We start from the raw sequence: 17,461 nt of genomic DNA on the forward strand, positions 1-17,461 counted from the left end.
CGTTATTCAACAGTAACCGATTTGGCCAAGTTACGTGGTTGGTCAACATCGGTGCCTTTCACACAGGCAACATGATAAGCCAGCAATTGTACTGGAACCGCATAGACCAAAGGCGCGATAAGCGGATGAACTTTGGGCATTTCGATGGTGGCAATACAGCCCTCACCCGCCTCGGCCAGACCTTCCGCGTCGGAAATCAGCACGATCTTGCCACCGCGCGCACGCACTTCCTGCATGTTGCTGACGGTTTTTTCAAACAAGGGCCCGCTGGGCGCCAGCACGATCACCGGCACATGTTCATCAATCAAGGCAATCGGCCCATGCTTCATCTCGCCGCTGGCATAGCCTTCGGCGTGGATATAGCTGATTTCCTTCAGCTTGAGCGCGCCTTCCAGCGCCAGAGGATAATCCTGACCACGGCCCAGATAGAGCACATCGCGCGCAGGAGCGATCAGATGGGCCATGGCCGCAATCGCATCATCATAGGCCAGCGCAGCATTCAAAGCGGCGGGCGTTTCGATCAATTGCTGCACCACATGGCGCTCTTCCTCGCGGCTCATACGCCCGCGCTTGACCGCCAGATGCGCGGCCAAAGCGGCCAAAACCGCCAACTGGCAGGTAAAGGCCTTGGTCGATGCCACGCCGATTTCGGGGCCGGCATGGGTGGGCAGCAACAGATCGGCCTCACGCGCCATCGAACTGGTGGGCACATTGACCACCACGGCAATCGTCTGGCCATTTTCCTTGCAATGGCGCAGCGCGGCCAGCGTATCGGCCGTCTCGCCGCTCTGGCTGATGAAAATGGCCAGACCGCCAGCCTCCAGCACCGGATCGCGGTAACGGAATTCGCTCGCCACATCGATGTCCACCGGCAGGCGCGCAAATTGTTCAAACCAGTATTTGGCCACCAAACCGGCATAATAGGACGTGCCGCAAGCCACGATGGTCACGCGCTTGATAGCCGACAGGTCGAAATCGATCTGCGGCAGGGCCACGCTTTCATCCACCACCCGCACATAGGAACGCAGGGTCTGCGCCACCACGGTCGGCTGCTCGAAGATTTCCTTCTGCATGTAATGGCGGTATTTGCCCTTCTCCACCGCCGCCGCCGAAGCGCCGCTGGCCACGATCGGGCGGTCGACAGGCTGGTTATCCTTGTCGAAAATCTGCGCGCCATCGCGGCGCACGATCACCCAATCGCCTTCTTCCAGATAGCAGATGCGCTGCGTCAAAGGCGCCAGCGCCAGCGCGTCCGAGCCCAGATAGGTCTCGCCCTCGCCATAGCCCACCACCAGAGGCGACCCCAGACGCGCGCCGATCAGCATGTCCGGCTCGTTACGGAAAGCAATCGCCAGCGCAAAAGCCCCGCGCAACAGAGGCAGCGAAGCCTTCACCGCTTCCACCGGCGAAAGGCCACCTTCCACCTTGTCCGAAATCAGATGCGCCACGACTTCGGTATCGGTCTGCGAGGTGAACACGCGGCCCTTGGCTTCCAGCCCTTCACGCAAGGGGCGGAAGTTTTCGATAATGCCATTATGCACCAGCGCCAGCGTTTCGGTCGCATGCGGGTGGGCATTGGCGGCGGTAGGCGCGCCATGCGTGGCCCAGCGAGTATGGGCAATGCCAGTGGTGCCATGGGCCGGATTGGCGGCCAGTTCCTTGACCAGCCCGATCAGCTTGCCCGGCGCGCGGCGGCGCACCAATTCGCCGCCATGCACAATGCACACACCCGAGGAATCATAGCCGCGATATTCCATCCGGCGCAGACCATCGACCAGACGATCCGCCACATCTTCCTTGCCGACGATGCCGATAATGCCGCACATACCCAAAATCCTTGTTGTTCTTGGCCCCTGCCCGCCGCCTCCCGCGCCGGTTCAGGGGCTTGTTACCCTTGGCAAGCTTGCTGGCGGCTGAAGCTCAGCCTCAACCCGGCCTCAGCCCTTCTTTTCCGCCTTGCGGCGGCGCATAATGTCGTGGAACTGGTCGGCCCAGCCGGGCTTGACCAATTGTTCGGCGCGCACCAGCCGCAATTCGCCATCGCCCACATCGCGGCTGACCGCGCTGCCCGCGGCCACAATCGCATCGGCGCCAATCTTGACCGGCGCGATCAGCGCGGAATTGCTGCCGATAAAGGCGCGCTCGCCAATGATGGTCTTATGCTTGAAATAGCCGTCATAATTGCAGGTGATCGTGCCCGCGCCCAGATTGGCGCCAGCCCCCACTTGCGCATCGCCCACATAGGTCAGGTGGTTCGCCTTGGCGCCCACACCCATCACGGCGTTTTTAATCTCGACAAAATTGCCCACCCGCGCCTTTTCGCGAATATCCGCGCCGGGGCGCAAACGGGCATAGGGGCCGATGTCGGCCTGCGAGGCAACCTTGGCACCGGCCAGATGGCTGAAGGCATGGATGGTCACATGGTCGGCCACCTCCACGCCGGGGCCAAACACCACATTGGGTTCCACCACCACATCGCGGCCCAACTTGGTATCCCAGCTGAACCACACCGTTTCAGGCGCCACCAAAGTCACGCCATCATCCATGGCCTGCAACCGGCGGCGCTTTTGCCAGCGCCCTTCGGCCTCGGCCAGTTCGGCGCGGCTGTTGATACCCGCCACTTCATCGGCATCCGCCGTCACCACCACCGCGCAAGGGCGACCATCGGCCAAAGCGATATTGACGATATCGGGCAGGTAATATTCGCCCTGCGCATTATCATTGCCCACCCGCGCCAACAGGGCAAACAGATCGCTGGCCCGCGCCGCCATCAGGCCCGAATTGCACAGGCGGCAGGCGCGCTCTTCCGCGCTGGCGTCCTTGAACTCCACCATCTTGGCAATAGCGCCATCCTTGGCGATGATCCGCCCATAGGCCAAGGCATCGTCGGGCTCAAAGCCCAGCACCACCACCGCGGGCTGATCCGCGCCGTGCAGACGCCCAATCATCGCCCGCATCGTATCGGCGGACACAAAAGGCACGTCGCCATACAACACCAGCACATCGCCTTCAAAACCGGCCAGCGCGCCTTCGGCCTGCTGCACGGCATGGGCAGTGCCCAATTGCGGCTCCTGCAAAGCCATGGCCGCGCGGCCCGCCAGCGCCTTTTCCAATTGATCGCGCCCGTGGCCAGCCACCACGACCTGCCGCTCGGGCGATAATTCCCCCACGCTGGCCAGCAGATGCTCCAGCATCGGCCTTCCGGCGATCGGGTGCAGCACCTTATGCGTGTCACTTTTCATACGGGTGCCCTTGCCAGCGGCCAGGACGATGATGGCGAGCGGATGCGAAGCTTCGGTCATGGCTGCATCCCATGCCAGCAATTCCTTGCAGTTTCCATACGGGGCAGGCATTTCACAAAACCATGCACAATTTTCCTTTCGATCTCGTCGGCTTCGACCTTGATGGCACCTTGCTGGACACCAGCGGAGACCTTGGCGAAGCGCTCAATCATGCGCTCTCTCTGGCAGGCAGACCGCCGGTGGCGCGGCAGGAGGTCTATGCTCTGGTGGGCGGCGGGACCAAACTGATGCTGCAACGCGCGCTGGAACGCAGCGGCGGGCCTTTGCCCGAGGAAGAAACCGCCGCTTTGACCGCGCAACTGGTGGCCTATTACGAGGCCCATATCGCCCAGCACACCCAGCCCTATGCTGGCGCGCTGGCCATGATGGACGCGCTGGCCGCCCAAGGCGTGACGCTGGCGCTGGTGACCAACAAGCTGGAGCATCTGGCGCGCAAGCTGCTGGACGAACTGGGCCTGAGCAGTCGTTTCGCCACCATCATCGGCGGGGATACTCTGGGCGCGGGCCGTGCCAAGCCCAAGCCCGATCTGCTGCAACTGATGGTCGAACGCACCGGCGCGCGCCGCCCCGCCTATGTGGGCGACACCAGTTTTGACACTGGCGCCGCGAGGGCCGCTGGCATCCCCTGCGTGGTGGTCAGCTTCGGCTTTTGCGACGCCCCGCCCCATGAATTGGGCGGCAATGTGGTGATCGACCATTTTGACGAGCTAATTCCCACCCTCACCAAACTCGCCACGCAAACCGCCTGAAAGGAAGCCCCATGTATTCCGAAAGCGAATTGGCCAAAGCGGTGGAGGCGGGCATTCTGGCCCCCGCCCAACTTGACGCCCTGCGCGCCCATATCGCCGTCCAGCGCGGCGAGGCCAGCACGGCGGACGATGAACAAATCCGCCTTGTTACCGGCTTCAACGATATTTTCGTGACGATTGCGGTGGCGCTGGTGATCTTTGCCGCATGGGCCATGGGCTTTATCCCCGATGGCAATGGCAAAACGCTGTGGCTTTCGGGCCTGTCGACAGCGGCGGCCAGTTGGCTGATGGCCGAAGTGTTCACCCGCAATAAGCGTATGGCGCTGCCCTCTATCGTGCTGTTGCTCTCCTTTGTGGTCGGCCTAGGCTTTTTCGGCGGCGGCTTGGCGGAACAAGGGATGACCTATCACGATGTCACCCATACACTAGGCGTCCAAGGGTGGCAGAATGGTATTGCCGACACGCCCAGCCAACATAGTTACACCGCCCAAGAACTCTACCCTTGGCAAGTCGAGCTGATCGCCGCAATCGCCGCCATCAGCGCCGGAATTGGCGCGGTGCTGCACTGGCTGCGCTTTCGCGTGGCGATCACCGTTGCAGCAGTGGTGGCCGCGGTCGTACTGCTCATCCTGTCCGGCGTGGCGGCGGCCACCGGCACCCAACTGGAAAGCAACACCTTCGTCGCTCCGGCAGCGCTTGCCTGCGGGCTGCTCGTCTTTGCGCTGGCCATGCGGTTTGACCTGAAAGACCCCGCCCGCACCACCCTTCGCGCCGATATCGCCTTCTGGCTCCACCTGCTGGCCGCGCCCTTGATCGCGCATCCCCTGTTCTACTGGATCGGCGTCACCAGTGGCGACTCGATCTCCACCATGGCCGCTTCGGGCGTGGTCTTGCTTTATGTGTTCTTTGGCTTGGTGGCCTTGGCGGTGGACCGGCGGGCACTGCTGGTCTCGGCTTTGGCCTATGTGCTGATCGCTCTGGCCAGACTGCTCGAAGGCAATGGCCATATCAGCGAAAGCCTGGCCCTCACCGCGCTCATCATCGGTTCGGCGCTGCTCACCCTCTCGGCCTATTGGGGTAAGATCCGCAATGGCCTCATACAGCGACTGCCCGCCATACTGACCATGCACTTGCCATCGGGGCACTTGCCATCGGGCATCAAGCCCTAATTCTCCACCGCTTTCACGAGGCGGCGTTCCAGTACGCTGAGCACATTGGCCAGTTCATGGCCGCGCTTCAGCACTTGGCCCGCCTCGCCATACAGCGCCCACATGCCTTGTTTACCGCGCAAGGAGGGGCGCTTTTCAATCCGCGCCTGCGGCCTTTCGGCGCTGCGTTTAAAGGCGGAAAAACTGGCGGCATCCTTACCGAAATCCATGGCATAATCACGCCACTGGCCCGCCGCCACCATCCGGCCATACAGATCAAGGATGCGCATTAACTCGGCGCGGTCAAACGCCACCTGCAACACAGGGCGCGGGAAAGGGATAACGGCAGGTTCGGCAGGTCGGGATGGCCCTTCCGGCTCCATTGATCTTAACCCTGTGTTCCGTCCCGCTGGCCGCTGGTCAATTGCGCGACGGTTGCGCGTAATTCGGCCAGTTCAGCCTCCATCGTGGCAATCCGCACCGAAACCGGCTCTGCATCCGCGCAAGGCTCCTTGCAGGGCGTGCCATAGGGAATGAAATCCTTGGCCCATGTTTCCGCCGCCACCAGAGTGGAACGCGCCTTCACGCCCACCATAGTCGCGCCCTCGGGCACATCCTCGGTCACCACGGCATTGGCGCCTACGCGGGCGCGGCGGCCCACAATGATCGGGCCCAGAATCTGCGCGCCCGAACCGATGATCGAATCATCGCTCAAGGTCGGGTGGCGCTTGCCCCCCACCCCATTGGCCGGATTGGTGCCGCCCAACGTGACGCATTGGTAGATGGTGACATTGTCGCCAATCTCCGCCGTCTCGCCAATCACGGTAAAGCCGTGGTCGATGAACAGATGGCGGCCAATCGTCGCGCCGGGGTGGATGTCGATGCTGGTCAGCAAACGGCTGATGTGATTGACCAGACGCGCCAAAAAGAACAATCGCGCCCGGAACAGGCCATGCGCCACGCGGTGAAAGGCCACAGCCCACAGGCCGGGATAAAGCAACACTTCCCAACGCGAACGCGGCGCAGGGTCGCGCTTCACAATGGAGTCCAGATAGGCGATCAGGCTTTTCATACGGCTTCTATCCCACGGCCCACTCTTCAAGGCAAGCTAGGCCGCCTGATAGGGCAGGTATGCCATTCAGAGCAAGCGGACTAGAGCAGGCGCGGTTCATCCGGCCCGTTGATCTCGTCCAGCGCCTCGCGCCAGATCGAAGGGCCAGCGGCAGCTTTGCGCTCCAGACTGATGCGGTCAATCGCCGCGACCAGCCTTTCGGCCCCCTGATGCGACCGTTCGCAACGGGAGGACAGATAACGCCACGCATCCTCGCCCAAAGGCAGACCGCGCGCCTCGCAATGGACCGAGATGAGGTCCATCATCATCGCATCATCGGGCACGCCGATTTCCAGCCACAGCGCCGCCCCCAGACGCGAACGCAGATCGGGCAAGGCAATCGGCCAGCCCCCTTCACGCAAGGTCGCGGTCAGCAACAAAGATGTGCCCGCCTCCTGCGCGCGGTTCCAATGGTGGAACAGGTCGGTCTCATCGGCGCGGTCGGCATCATCCACCACCTCGCCCCCGCCCTGTTCGGCAAACCAGCGCGCCAACAGGCTTTTTCCCGAACGCGGCGGGCCCAGCAAAACGGCGGTGCGAAACGGCCAATCATCGGGGTGGGTCAGGCCCAGCACGGCCTGTTCATTGGCCTCTCCCACCACGATGCGCCCCGATCCCATCGGGTGCAAAGGCGTTAGAGGCAGGGCAATCTGTTCCGGCTCAACAAATTTCGACACGATCATTTCCGAATACGCAACGTGCCGCCCGCAACGCTCACCTGCCAGCCCTTGGCGCGCAGGGCCGCAGCCAGCACATCGGGCGCGCCGCCAAATTGGGCGCGCATCACCGACGTGCCGCCAATGGCGATAGAGGTGGTGGCGGCTTCCCCCACCCCTGCCGTGCCGCGCACCGCGGCCAGCGCCAGATCCACCGCCCGCGCATCGGGCGAGGCAAATTGAATGGTGATAGACTGTGTGGGCACCAAAGGCTTGGCCTCGATTCGCGGAGCCTCGGCCACGGGGGCCACCTCCGCCGCCGACACCGCCGCCGATTCGGCCGCCAGCGCTGCCGCCTCTGCCGCGCGACCACGCTCGATCACCGAGGCAAGGCCCGGATCGATGCTGGGGTGATCGACCGACAGGGTGGGATCGGGATGCAACAGGCCCTTGGCCAGAGCATCGGTATAAAGCTGGTCCATCCGCGCCAAGGCCTGCGCCAACATCGCGGGCAAACCGTCCTCATCCTTGGCCTGCAAGGTAAAGCTGCCGATCACGCGATTGTCGGGGCCATAACGCGCGGTGAACGTGCCCTGCACGGGGCCACCGGGCCATTGCCGCTCCAGCCTTGCCACCGGGATCAACACATCGCTGGCGCTGAACTGGTCCAGAATGCCGCGCCACCACACGCGGCTGCGGCGACCGGGCTGCCCTGCGGTGATCAGCAGCGATTCGCCGCCTGCCCCGCTGGCGCGCACATAATCAATCGCGCTGGCACCGGTGCGATATTCGGCCCAGACCTTTTGCCAAGGCCCGCGAATTTCGAACACCTGCCCCACGCCGCCCGAATACAGCACCGGAATGACCAGCATCGGCGCCGAGCGCAGCTTTACCCCGCCGCTGCCCGCGCCATATTGCGCCGCGCGACCGCGATCAAAGGCTACCACCAATTTGCCGCGATAGCGATGCGGGCCGATCTCTTCGGATTCGACCACCACACCGGCCACCAGAGATTCGATGGTGCCAGCATCCAAAGCAGGCCCATGGGCCGCTTCCCACGCCTTTTTATAGGCTTCGCGCCAGGCATTCATCTTGGCTTCTTCGCCGGTGCGGCCGGTACCTTCCACCTCGATACCGCCAATCTCGATATCATTGGTGGCCACGACAGGGGCGATTCCCCGCTCACCCTCCACCTGCGCGATCAAGGCCTGCGGGCCAACAAAGGCCACGCCCGCAATGCCGCAAAAAGCCGCGCCCATGGCGATGCGTGCCCCCATGCTGGAGCGAGCCATCAGGCGTTTGAAACGCGGGGCGAAAGGGGCGCTTTGGCTGGTCATAGTCTCAATCTTGAGCCTATTGCCCAATCCCCCATGGAAATCCAGCCAAGAAAGCGCTAGGCGCGCGGTCAAACCTGTGGGCGAAGCTGTGGCTAAATGCAGCGGCCCCGCCCGAAGCGACCCGTTAAAAAGAGAGCAAGCCGATGACCGACACCAACAAATCCGGCCCCGCCAGCTACACCTATGAAGACGCAGGTGTGTCGATTGCGGCGGGCAATGCGCTGGTCAAAGCCATCGGCCCGCTGGCCAAGAGCACGCGCCGCCCGGGTGCCGACGCCGATCTGGGCGGCTTTGGCGGCTTCTTCGATCTGCGCGCGGCGGGCTATCAGGACCCCATTCTGGTGGCGGGCAATGATGGCGTGGGCACCAAGGTGAAACTGGCCATCGACCATGATCGCCATGACAAGATCGGCATCGACCTTGTCGCCATGTGCGTCAACGATCTGATCGTGCAGGGCGCAGAACCTTTGTTCTTCCTCGACTATTTTGCTACCGGCAAGCTGGAAAACGGCGTGGCAACCCGCGTGGTGGCCGGCATTGCCGAAGGCTGCCGCATGGCAGGCTGCGCGCTGATCGGCGGCGAGACGGCCGAAATGCCCGGCATGTATGCGGCCGGTGACTATGACCTTGCCGGTTTCTGCGTCGGCGCGGTGGAACGCGGCGAGCAATTGACCGGCGACCGCGTAGCCGCTGGCGATGTGCTGCTGGGTCTGGCCTCGTCGGGCGTGCATTCCAACGGCTATTCGCTGGTGCGCCGTCTGGCCGCCGACAAGGGCTGGAAGCTGGACCGCCCCGCCCTGTTCGATGCCGACCGCTTGCTGATCGATTATCTGATCGAACCGACTCGCATCTATGTGAAGGCGCTGCTGCCCTTCATTCGCTCTGGCCGTATCAACGCGCTGGCTCATATCACCGGCGGCGGCCTGCTGGAAAACGTGCCCCGCGTGCTGCCCGAAGGCCTGCATGCCCATATCAGCGCCGACGCGTGGGAGCAGAGCCGCCTGATGGCTTTCCTGCAGGCGCAGGGCAATATCGAGCCGGAAGAAATGGCCCGCACCTTCAACTGCGGCATCGGCATGGTGCTGGCGGTCAAGCCTGATGAAGCCGAGGCGCTGGCCGCCGATCTGGCCGCCGCTGGCGAAACCGTCCATCGTCTGGGCGATATCCGCGAAGGCGCACGCGGCTGCACCGTTTCGGGCAGCGCGGAAAGCTGGAGCGCCCGCGCCGACTGGACCGCCACGCATAATGCGTAATCGCGCAAAAGTCGCCGTCCTCATCTCTGGCGGCGGCACCAATATGGCCGCGCTGCTCTATGCCAGCCGCGCGGATGATTGCCCGTTCGAAATCGTGCTGGTGGGCTCGAACAACCCCGACGCGGGCGGCCTGAAACTGGCCGCTGCCGAGGGCGTGCCCACCTTTGCCCTGCCCCACAAGGGCATGGCGCGGGCCGATCACGACATGGCCATGGATGCCGCCATCCGCGCCAGCGGCGCCGAATATGTGGCGCTGGCTGGCTATATGCGCATTCTGACGCCGGAATTTGTGGCCGGATGGGAGGGGCGGATGCTCAATATCCACCCCAGCCTTCTGCCCAAATACAAAGGCCTGCACACGCATGAACGCGCCATTGCAGCGGGCGACAGCCATGGCGGCGTAACCGTGCATCTCGTCACCGCCGAACTGGACGACGGGCCAATCCTTGGCCAGACCCCCGTGGCCATCATCGCTGGCGACACGGCCGACAGCCTCGCGGGCCGCGTCCTCTTCGCCGAGCACCAACTCTACGCCCGCTGCCTGTCCGAACTGGTCACCCGCCCCTATCGCGCCGACTGGCTGCTGGAACAGGTCAAGGCCCTAGCCATCGCCCTGCCCGAAGCGGAATATCGCGAAAGCCACGGCGCCCCCGCATGGAGCATCAAGGGCGGCAAATTCTTCGCCTATTTCAACGACCAGCACCATGGCGAGCCCCATATCGCCCTACTCGTCAAAACCAGCGGCCAAGACGAACTCTCCGACCTGATCGAAGCCGCCCCCCACATCTGGTTCCGCCCCGCCTATTACGGCGCCAGCGGCTGGGCCGGCCTCATCCTCAACCGCGATGATGTCGATTGGGACCAAGTAAGCGAATGGCTGGCCCGTAGCTGGCGTTCCGTCGCGCCCAAGCGCCTGACCAAGCTGATGGATGTGGCGGAGGGGTTTTAGTTTAAGGATTTAGAATTGCCTCCGGCGGGGGTTTTTATGCCTCCGGCGGGCAAAGGGCGGGGGCCCTTTGCAAACCCGATAATGGGGGGATTTCCGACCAGATCACGACGTTCCGGTTAGGTGCTTGGAATGACGGCTTCCGCCAACACCGGTCATTTCGCGCCGCGGACACTGTCTCTGCGCGTCCCATGCATGTCGCTAAAGGCCCCGGCATACGCCATCGCGATCCGTCACAGCGTCAGCCAGCAACCCAGGAGTGATACTCCGTGCGCTAGGGCTACCCCCAAAGTCCGAGACGTTGCCAGCTGGTCTTTTTTTGCGTGATATTCGAGGCGCCGTTCAGAAATACATGCTGTCCTAGGGCAAAACTGCGGGCAAAATCGGACGTGTCGTGGACGAAGGTGATTTGCAAGAAAACTCAGAAACTGCCCATCTGCTGTTCGATCAGAAAATCGATCACAGCGCGGATGCGTTTTGCCCGCTGGCTGTTTTTCGGGAAATAGAGGTAGAGCGGTGGATAGGTTCGCCAGTGGGGTTCGAGCACAGGCAGGAAGGTATCACGATCAGGCAAGGCTGCATGGATCGGTTCGAACAGGCGCCCGATGCCGAGGCCCTGCCGTATGGCATCGGCGGTCACCTCGATATCATTGGTGACGATAGGCGAAGGCATGTCGATGGCAAGTTCATCCCCATCCTGATCGACAATCAACGGCAACATGCGGTTAGCGGTGATGAAACGGTAGCCGATCAATCGGTGGTTTCTGAGGTCCTGCGGCGTGGCGGGTATGCCATGACGCAGGGCATAGGCGGGCGAGACATAGAGACCTTCGCGCATAGCGGGCATCAGCCGACGGGCAATCATGCCTTCCTCAAGCCGATCCCCAAAACGGATTCCCAGGTCAAAACCTTCGGCAATCATGTCGATGGTGCCATCTGAAATCGAGATTTCCAGCTGGATATGCGGATAGGCCTCATAAAATGCGGCCAGAACCGGGCGCAAAACCCATTGATAGGCGAAGCGTGCCATGGTGATGCGTACGGTGCCACTGGGCAACTGCCCCAAGTCCTGCACGCTTTCAAAGGCATAGTCGAGCTGGCGCACGGCATCCTGCGTGCGCTCGCGCAACATCTGGCCCGCCTCGGTAATTTCCAGCTTGCGCGTTGTGCGGTGGAACAGGGGGAGGCCGGCGCGCGCCTCCAGCGCCTTGAGCGATTTGCTGATGGCTGGAACGCCCAGTTCCAGCCGCCGTGCGGCGCCCGTGATGCTGCCTTCGGCGGCGATGGCGTGAAATATGGTCAAATGATGGAAAATCGCGCCTTCCACGGGTCATTCTTTCTCATTTGGAAATTCTGATTATGTCTGATCCTATCTAAATGACAAAAGTCATTTGCGCTATCTGGCGGTGATCGTAACGCCCAACCGCTGGAGGCTCGCTTGAGCAAAGTCCTCATCCTGTCTGGCCACCCTGATCTTGATGCATCGCTGGCCAACCGCATCATCCTTTCCGATCTGGCCGATGAGCGTGGCATCGCCCCCGAAATCCGCCGTCTCGACCGGCTTTATCCCGATTACCGCATCGATGTGGCCGCCGAACAGACCGCATTGGTCGCCGCCGATGTCATCGTGTGGCAATTCCCGTTCTATTGGTACGCGCTGCCCGCCCTGTTCAAGAAATGGGTCGATGACGTGCTAGTCTTCGGCTTTGCCCATGGCGTGGGCGGCGACAAGCTGCACGGCAAGACGCTGGTTCTCTCCTTCACCACCGGCGCGCCCGAGGCCGCTTATGCCCATGGGCAACCGATGAACCATACGGTCGAGGAATTCCTGCCGCCGCTGCGCCAGACTGCGGCGCTGTGCGGGTTGAAGCTGGCAGATCCAGTCCATTCGCACGGGATGATGTTTATTCCGGGCGTCACCAGTGATGCCCAGCGCGCCGAGGTGGAGGCACGCGCCCACAACCATGCCGCGCGCCTGATTGCCACCCTTCAACCACTGATCTGACCCATTCAGGAGGATAACCCATGAGCAATCCCACCTATTTTATCGCGGAGGTCGAGATCTGCGACGCGGCGGCCTTGCAGCCCTATCTTGATGCCGTGGGCGCCACCATTGTGCCCTTCGCGCCGCAGATGCTGGTCAATGGCGATGCCGTGACCCAGCTGGAAGGCCAGGGCCCCGAGGGCAAGATCGTCATCATGCGCTTTGACAGCAAAGAGGCGGCGCTCGGCTGGTACAACTCGCCCGCCTATCAGGCGATCATTGGGTACCGGACCAACGCCACCATCAGCCGCACCTATCTGGTCGAAGGCCTGTAAGCCCGTTTGGTAAGGACGAACCCCATGGATAACAACATTTCCGGCAAGACTGTCATCATCACCGGCGCTTCCTCGGGCATTGGCGAGGCCACCGCCCGCCTGTTGGCCGCGCGCGGGGCGAGGCTGGTGCTGGGCGCAAGGCGCGAGGACCGGCTGAACACCATCGTCGAGGCGATCCGCAAGGACGGCGGCCAGGCTATCGCGCAGGCGCTGGATGTGACCAGCCCGGACTCCAACGCCGCCATTGTCGAGCGGGCAAAGGCCGAATTTGGCCGCATTGACGCCATTTTTCTCAACGCGGGACTAATGCCCAATTCGCCCATTTCTGCGCTCAAAACCGATGAATGGCGCCAGATGGTCGATGTCAACATCAGCGGTGTGCTCAATGGCGTGGCCGCCGTGATGCCCACTTTTGTCGCGCAAAAATCGGGCCATGTCATCGCCACCTCCTCGGTCGCCGGGCTCAAGGCCTATCCCACCACCGGCGTTTATTGCGGCACCAAGTGGTTTGTGCGCGCCTTCATGGAAGTGCTGCGCATGGAATCGGCTAATGAAGGCACGAACATCCGCACCGCCACCATCTATCCGGCCGCGATCAACACCGAATTGCTAGACACGATCAGTCATGCCGGTGTGTCGGAAGGGATGCGTGCACTCTACAATCAATATGGCATCGCACCCGAACGCGTGGCCGATGTGGTGGCCTATGCGCTGAACCTGCCCGCCGACACCACCGTCAACGAATTCACCATTGGCCCGGCCAACCAGCCCTGGTGAGGTACTACAGTGCAATCTCCGGGGCCCCACAAGGCGCCCAGAGATTGCGCCTTGGGCATGAGTTGCGACAAACGCAATGGTGCGCGCATCCGATGACCCGTCACTTCCAATAAAGCAAATGGACGTACCCAACCACACGGTCTAAACAAGTTGGTATGACGTGTGGAAAGCCCACCATAGGCATGATGCAAGTTCAGTTCCAGCTGAGGGTTAAGGCCGTTTGATCCTAACTAGCTAGTAAAAATGAATTTTTGGCCCGCTCAATGTTCACTCATCGCCTCGATATTAGCTGGGTAGCGGGCGCCTTGAATGTCGATGGCCGCAGCCGCCTGTTCGATATCCGCAAGGTCGCCGTCAGCCAGGATTAGACTCGCACCGCCGATGTTTTCGACAAGGCGCTCGGGCTTTCGGGTGCCCGGGATGGGCACGATCGACGGGCGCTGCGCCAGAAGCCATGCCAGTGCGACTTGCGCAGGGCTGGCGTGATGGCGTGTGGCAATGCTGCCAAGCAAATCCACTAAGGCTTGGTTGGCAGCGCGCGCCTCTGGGGCGAAGCGGGGGATGGAATTGCGGATATCCACACCGGGGAATTCCGTGGCAGGGTCGATCTTTCCGGTGAGAAACCCCTTGCCAAGCGGGCTGAAGGGCACAAAGCCAATGCCCAATTCGTCAAGCACGGGCAGGATTTGCACCTCGGGCTGGCGATACCAGAGCGAATATTCGCTTTGCAGCGCCGTCACGGGGGTGACTGCATGGGCGCGACGGATCGTGGCGGCTCCCGCCTCGGACAGACCGAAATGGCGCACCTTGCCCTCGGTAATCAGGTCGCCCACTGTGCCAGCCACATCCTCGATTGGCACGGCAGGGTCCACGCGGTGCTGATAGAACAAGTCGATCACTTCGCTCCGCAGGCGCTTCAGGGACGCCTCGCACACGCGGCGGATCTGCTCGGGACGGCTATCCAGTCCGCCATGGCCGGTATGCCCCGCATAGCCGATATCAAAGCCGAATTTTGTGGCGATCACCACTTGGTCGCGCACCGGGGCCAAGGCCTCGCCCAGCAATTCCTCGTTGGTGTAGGGGCCATAGACTTCGGCGGTGTCGAAAAAGGTCACCCCCAGATCGACCGCCTTGCGCAGTAGGGCGATGTTGTCGGAACGCTCGCCCGCAGGGCCATAATGCACCGAAGACATACCCATCGCGCCATAGCCGATGGCCGAAACTTCAAGACCCTGCCCCAGAATACGCTTTTGCATGTGTATGTCCTTTTATGGGCGCTGCCAGACGACGCGCCAATGTTCGGCCGGATTGGTAGAGGTGATAATCAGGCGATTGCCTTCCAACCGGATCGCGCGGGGCAGATCGCGCCCCACCAGATCGCGCACCAGCGCGCCATCGACATGGAACACCATGCTCTTGCCATCCGGCGACATTTTGAACGTGCCATAGGAGGCTTCGTAGCCGCCGTGAGAATAGGCGTTGATCATGCTTTCCGGCAGCATGACCTGCACCGCCATATGGCCATCTTCGGTCAGCGTCAGTAGCCCGCAACAAGGGGTTGTCTGCATTTGCCCATCGGGGCCGGGCTGTTCCAGACTGGCGATCTGCCATGCGCCCAGAATGTTCTGGCGAGCCTGCACGGCCGCTTGGGATGCCGGTGCGCTTGTCGCGGACGGTTCGGTCGCCTGCGCCGGTGCAGTCACGCCCGAAACCAGCGCGAGTGCCATGGCCATGCTTGTCATACTATCATTCCGCTGCATTGGGAAATACCGGAAGCTTGGCTACGTCGCCGGGTTCGTGCTGAATGATAACTTGTGCATTCAACCGGGTGGCTATTTCCTCGAACCGCTGCATCGAGGCCTGCGTCTGCGCGCGGTCGGTGTTGAAAGCGGGCACTTCGCGGAAGTGCCGATTTTCAGGAAAATGATAGAGGTCGCCCGAAAGCAGCACATTGCCCCTCCTTGGCAGGGCGACAAGCAGCGCTCGATGGCCGGGCGTGTGGCCGGGCAGACGAAGGACGCGCACTGTGCCATCGCCAAATACGTCATGGTCTTGCGAGAGCAATTCCACCTTGCCGCCCCCCACGATCCATGGCGCAAGCCGCAGGCCGCTGGTGGTGGAATTGTCGGGCAGGCGCGCGCCCTGCCGGACCGCCGCGAAATCTTCCGCGCCAATCAGCAGCGTGGAAACGCCAAAGTCTGCGGCCTGACCGATGTGATCGAAATGATAATGGCTCACCCCCAAAAAGCGGATGTTCAAGGGTGTAAGCCCCAATTGCGCTAGCTGATCGACGATGCGGGGGGCCTCGGTGCCTGGCAGACCGGCATCCCAAACCATGTAGTCATCGCCATGCTTGATGAGGTAGCAGCTGAAAGTGAAGTCCTTGGTCGAGCCTTCGGGGTAGCGGAAGGCGTCGGAAAACATCGGCTTTGGCAAGGGCTGATCCTTCCCACATTGCATCCGCCACAACTTGACAGGGACCGGCTGAGCCGAAGCGGGAATGGTAGCGCAAAGTGCCGCCGCAGAGATGAGCCCACTAATGGCATATCGCGCCATCTTGCGCATCCGTGCAATTGCAATGCGGGGGTAATGAGCAGAGGCCACGGCAGTCTCCCTAGTACAGTCCATGATGCACGGACCCAACGCAAGGGGCGGTTTAGCCGATGCGCTCGCAAATGACTTTCCTGATCCTGCCAATTTTTTGCCTGATTCTCTGAGTTCCGAAAATCAGCCTTGTCAGATTGGACCGACGCACGCACTGTCGCAATATGTCGGACGCCCTTGACCAAACCCCATGCCTCGGTAATTTGTGCCAAGGCATACTCGCGTATACGCCCCATGTGGGCGAGAATATCACCCCTATAACTGGCCTGTCGCTATATCGCCGTATTGCCCAAACACCTTGCTATCGGGCGATTTATGATCCCAGCCTCACGCTGTTTGCGCAAGGGGCCAAGGCGGTGAATGTGGGTGGGGTGGATTATCAGGGTATGGCCGGGCGGTTTCTGATCTCGTCGGTCGACTTGCCCGTGCAGAGTCAGGTGATCGAGGCTAGTGCGGAAAAACCATTGCTCTCGATGTTGCTTTCAATCGACAGTTCCATGCTGCGCGAGGTGATCGCACAGCGAGAGCCGCAGCCGGTAAGACCGGTGCAAGGTGCGTTAGCGTTGGGCCAAGCCCCACTCAGCCTCATCGACGCCTGTGCTCGGCTGGTTGGCCTGCTGGATTGCCCACAAGACATCGGCTTCATGGCGCCGCTGATCCAGCGTGAAATCTACTACCGCTTGTTGCAAACCCCTCAGGCCGCACGTCTCCACGCCATTGCCTCGGCCAGCGACCACAGCCACCGCACCGCCCGCGCCATCGGCTGGTTACGCCGCAACTATGACCAGCCACTGCGGATCGAGGCGCTGGCCGATTTGGCCAGTATGGGCGTATCGACCCTGCACCACCATTTCCGCGCAATGACAGCCATGAGTCCGCTACAATATCAAAAGCAACTGCGCCTGCAGGCCGCCCGCGAAAAGATGATAGGCGGTCTGGATGCCACTGGCGCGGCATATGCTGTAGGCTATGAAAGTGTCAGCCAGTTCAACCGCGAGTATGCTCGGCTATTCGGGCAGCCTCCGTTGCGGGACATGAGAGCGTTGAAAGCGTGAAGTGTGATCGACAGCATTAAGTGGCAGATTTTGGCAGGAAGCCGCCCTTCGCGCGGTTTGATACAAATAGCTGCTTCGTCGAAGGGTTTCGGGCGCCGACAGGCGTACGAAAGTCTTACAAGTACGACCCGCGGTGAGGCTCGCCTTGGTCTATGGGTAAAAGGGCTTTGGTGTGGCTTGGTTGGGCTGAAGCAAGCTTGCCGC

General features: G+C 61.8%; 18 protein-coding genes. 8 read left to right on the plus strand and 10 right to left on the minus strand.

The annotated features are described in order from the left end of the window. Window positions 1-2 precede the first annotated feature (2 nt). Complete coding sequence (gene glmS / locus EOE18_RS06415) at window positions 3-1,826, minus strand: glutamine--fructose-6-phosphate transaminase (isomerizing) (protein WP_127707349.1); 1,824 nt, start codon at window positions 1,824-1,826, stop codon at window positions 3-5. Between the two features lie 111 nt (window positions 1,827-1,937). Then, window positions 1,938-3,302, minus strand: a complete 1,365-nt coding sequence (gene glmU / locus EOE18_RS06420) for a bifunctional UDP-N-acetylglucosamine diphosphorylase/glucosamine-1-phosphate N-acetyltransferase GlmU (protein WP_127707351.1) — start codon at window positions 3,300-3,302, stop codon at window positions 1,938-1,940. Between the two features lie 62 nt (window positions 3,303-3,364). Between glmU and EOE18_RS06425 the strand changes: the two genes are divergently transcribed. After that, the gene (locus EOE18_RS06425) at window positions 3,365-4,051 is read left to right on the plus strand and encodes an HAD-IA family hydrolase (protein WP_127707353.1); all 687 of its coding nucleotides are present in this window, start codon (window positions 3,365-3,367) and stop codon (window positions 4,049-4,051) included. An 11-nt stretch (window positions 4,052-4,062) separates the two neighbouring features. Then, window positions 4,063-5,220, plus strand: a complete 1,158-nt coding sequence (locus tag EOE18_RS06430) for a hypothetical protein (protein ID WP_127707355.1) — start codon at window positions 4,063-4,065, stop codon at window positions 5,218-5,220. On the opposite strand, the gene EOE18_RS06435 is transcribed toward EOE18_RS06430, so the two are convergent. From EOE18_RS06435 to EOE18_RS06450, 4 genes are all read right to left on the minus strand, one after another. Continuing rightward, window positions 5,217-5,582: a DUF2794 domain-containing protein gene (locus EOE18_RS06435; protein ID WP_127707357.1), complete on the minus strand. Its 366-nt coding sequence runs from the start codon at window positions 5,580-5,582 to the stop codon at window positions 5,217-5,219. The genes EOE18_RS06430 and EOE18_RS06435 overlap by 4 nt on opposite strands. A 5-nt stretch (window positions 5,583-5,587) precedes the next feature. Next, window positions 5,588-6,271: a serine O-acetyltransferase EpsC gene (gene epsC, locus EOE18_RS06440; RefSeq protein ID WP_127707359.1), complete on the minus strand. Its 684-nt coding sequence runs from the start codon at window positions 6,269-6,271 to the stop codon at window positions 5,588-5,590. Between the two features lie 80 nt (window positions 6,272-6,351). Further along, window positions 6,352-6,930 (minus strand): P-loop NTPase family protein, encoded by a 579-nt coding sequence (locus EOE18_RS06445; protein WP_127707470.1) that lies wholly within the window; start codon window positions 6,928-6,930, stop codon window positions 6,352-6,354. 59 nt (window positions 6,931-6,989) lie between these two features. Beyond that, entirely contained in the window at window positions 6,990-8,303 is a 1,314-nt protein-coding gene (locus EOE18_RS06450; protein WP_246027289.1) for a heavy-metal-associated domain-containing protein, read from the minus strand. A gap of 143 nt (window positions 8,304-8,446) precedes the next feature. On the opposite strand from EOE18_RS06450, the gene purM reads away from it, so the two are divergent. Together purM and purN are read left to right on the plus strand one after the other, a co-directional pair. Continuing rightward, window positions 8,447-9,556, plus strand: a complete 1,110-nt coding sequence (gene purM, locus EOE18_RS06455; protein WP_127707361.1) for a phosphoribosylformylglycinamidine cyclo-ligase — start codon at window positions 8,447-8,449, stop codon at window positions 9,554-9,556. Next, complete coding sequence (purN, locus tag EOE18_RS06460) at window positions 9,549-10,505, plus strand: phosphoribosylglycinamide formyltransferase (RefSeq protein ID WP_127707363.1); 957 nt, start codon at window positions 9,549-9,551, stop codon at window positions 10,503-10,505. Before purM ends, purN begins: the two co-directional genes overlap by 8 nt. Window positions 10,506-10,923: 418 nt before the next feature. Here purN and EOE18_RS06465 read toward each other — a convergent pair whose 3' ends face one another. Then, window positions 10,924-11,829 (minus strand): LysR substrate-binding domain-containing protein, encoded by a 906-nt coding sequence (locus EOE18_RS06465; RefSeq protein WP_127707365.1) that lies wholly within the window; start codon window positions 11,827-11,829, stop codon window positions 10,924-10,926. A gap of 111 nt (window positions 11,830-11,940) precedes the next feature. On the opposite strand from EOE18_RS06465, the gene EOE18_RS06470 reads away from it, so the two are divergent. From EOE18_RS06470 to EOE18_RS06480, 3 genes are read left to right on the plus strand one after another with little or no spacing between them, the layout of a single operon-like run. Next, the gene (locus EOE18_RS06470; protein WP_127707367.1) at window positions 11,941-12,507 is read left to right on the plus strand and encodes an NAD(P)H-dependent oxidoreductase; all 567 of its coding nucleotides are present in this window, start codon (window positions 11,941-11,943) and stop codon (window positions 12,505-12,507) included. A gap of 20 nt (window positions 12,508-12,527) precedes the next feature. Continuing rightward, the gene (locus EOE18_RS06475; RefSeq protein ID WP_127707369.1) at window positions 12,528-12,821 is read left to right on the plus strand and encodes a DUF1330 domain-containing protein; all 294 of its coding nucleotides are present in this window, start codon (window positions 12,528-12,530) and stop codon (window positions 12,819-12,821) included. A gap of 24 nt (window positions 12,822-12,845) precedes the next feature. After that, window positions 12,846-13,598 (plus strand): SDR family oxidoreductase, encoded by a 753-nt coding sequence (locus EOE18_RS06480; protein ID WP_127707371.1) that lies wholly within the window; start codon window positions 12,846-12,848, stop codon window positions 13,596-13,598. 260 nt (window positions 13,599-13,858) lie between these two features. On the opposite strand, the gene EOE18_RS06485 is transcribed toward EOE18_RS06480, so the two are convergent. The 3 genes from EOE18_RS06485 to EOE18_RS06495 are packed head-to-tail and all read right to left on the minus strand — an operon-like array spanning window position 13,859 to window position 16,034. Beyond that, window positions 13,859-14,854, minus strand: coding sequence for an aldo/keto reductase (locus tag EOE18_RS06485; RefSeq protein ID WP_127707373.1), 996 nt, complete (start codon window positions 14,852-14,854; stop codon window positions 13,859-13,861). Window positions 14,855-14,866: 12 nt separating this feature from the next. After that, window positions 14,867-15,331, minus strand: a complete 465-nt coding sequence (locus tag EOE18_RS06490; protein ID WP_220445974.1) for a lipocalin-like domain-containing protein — start codon at window positions 15,329-15,331, stop codon at window positions 14,867-14,869. Between the two features lie 13 nt (window positions 15,332-15,344). Next, complete coding sequence (locus EOE18_RS06495; protein WP_246027290.1) at window positions 15,345-16,034, minus strand: N-acyl homoserine lactonase family protein; 690 nt, start codon at window positions 16,032-16,034, stop codon at window positions 15,345-15,347. Between the two features lie 404 nt (window positions 16,035-16,438). Here EOE18_RS06495 and EOE18_RS06500 point away from each other — a divergent pair, with 404 nt between their 5' ends. Continuing rightward, entirely contained in the window at window positions 16,439-17,257 is an 819-nt protein-coding gene (locus EOE18_RS06500; RefSeq protein ID WP_220445975.1) for an AraC family transcriptional regulator, read from the plus strand. Window positions 17,258-17,461: the final 204 nt, after the last annotated feature.

It is taken from the genome of Novosphingobium umbonatum (assembly GCF_004005905.1).
GTDB lineage: Bacteria > Pseudomonadota > Alphaproteobacteria > Sphingomonadales > Sphingomonadaceae > Novosphingobium > Novosphingobium umbonatum.

Bases quoted from the DNA above. Each gene is read 5' to 3' on its own strand.
- EOE18_RS06480 (WP_127707371.1), top strand. From the start codon at position 12,846: ATGGATAACAACATTTCCGGCAAGACTGTCATCATCACCGGCGCTTCC.
- EOE18_RS06430 (WP_127707355.1), top strand. From the start codon at position 4,063: ATGTATTCCGAAAGCGAATTGGCCAAAGCGGTGGAGGCGGGCATTCTG.
- EOE18_RS06425 (WP_127707353.1), top strand. From the start codon at position 3,365: ATGCACAATTTTCCTTTCGATCTCGTCGGCTTCGACCTTGATGGCACC.
- EOE18_RS06435 (WP_127707357.1), bottom strand. From the start codon at position 5,582: ATGGAGCCGGAAGGGCCATCCCGACCTGCCGAACCTGCCGTTATCCCT.
- EOE18_RS06485 (WP_127707373.1), bottom strand. From the start codon at position 14,854: ATGCAAAAGCGTATTCTGGGGCAGGGTCTTGAAGTTTCGGCCATCGGC.
- purN (WP_127707363.1), top strand. From the start codon at position 9,549: ATGCGTAATCGCGCAAAAGTCGCCGTCCTCATCTCTGGCGGCGGCACC.
- epsC (WP_127707359.1), bottom strand. From the start codon at position 6,271: ATGAAAAGCCTGATCGCCTATCTGGACTCCATTGTGAAGCGCGACCCT.
- EOE18_RS06445 (WP_127707470.1), bottom strand. From the start codon at position 6,930: ATGGGATCGGGGCGCATCGTGGTGGGAGAGGCCAATGAACAGGCCGTG.
- glmS (WP_127707349.1), bottom strand. From the start codon at position 1,826: ATGTGCGGCATTATCGGCATCGTCGGCAAGGAAGATGTGGCGGATCGT.
- glmU (WP_127707351.1), bottom strand. From the start codon at position 3,302: ATGACCGAAGCTTCGCATCCGCTCGCCATCATCGTCCTGGCCGCTGGC.
- EOE18_RS06475 (WP_127707369.1), top strand. From the start codon at position 12,528: ATGAGCAATCCCACCTATTTTATCGCGGAGGTCGAGATCTGCGACGCG.
- EOE18_RS06490 (WP_220445974.1), bottom strand. From the start codon at position 15,331: ATGGCCATGGCACTCGCGCTGGTTTCGGGCGTGACTGCACCGGCGCAG.
- purM (WP_127707361.1), top strand. From the start codon at position 8,447: ATGACCGACACCAACAAATCCGGCCCCGCCAGCTACACCTATGAAGAC.
- EOE18_RS06450 (WP_246027289.1), bottom strand. From the start codon at position 8,303: ATGACCAGCCAAAGCGCCCCTTTCGCCCCGCGTTTCAAACGCCTGATG.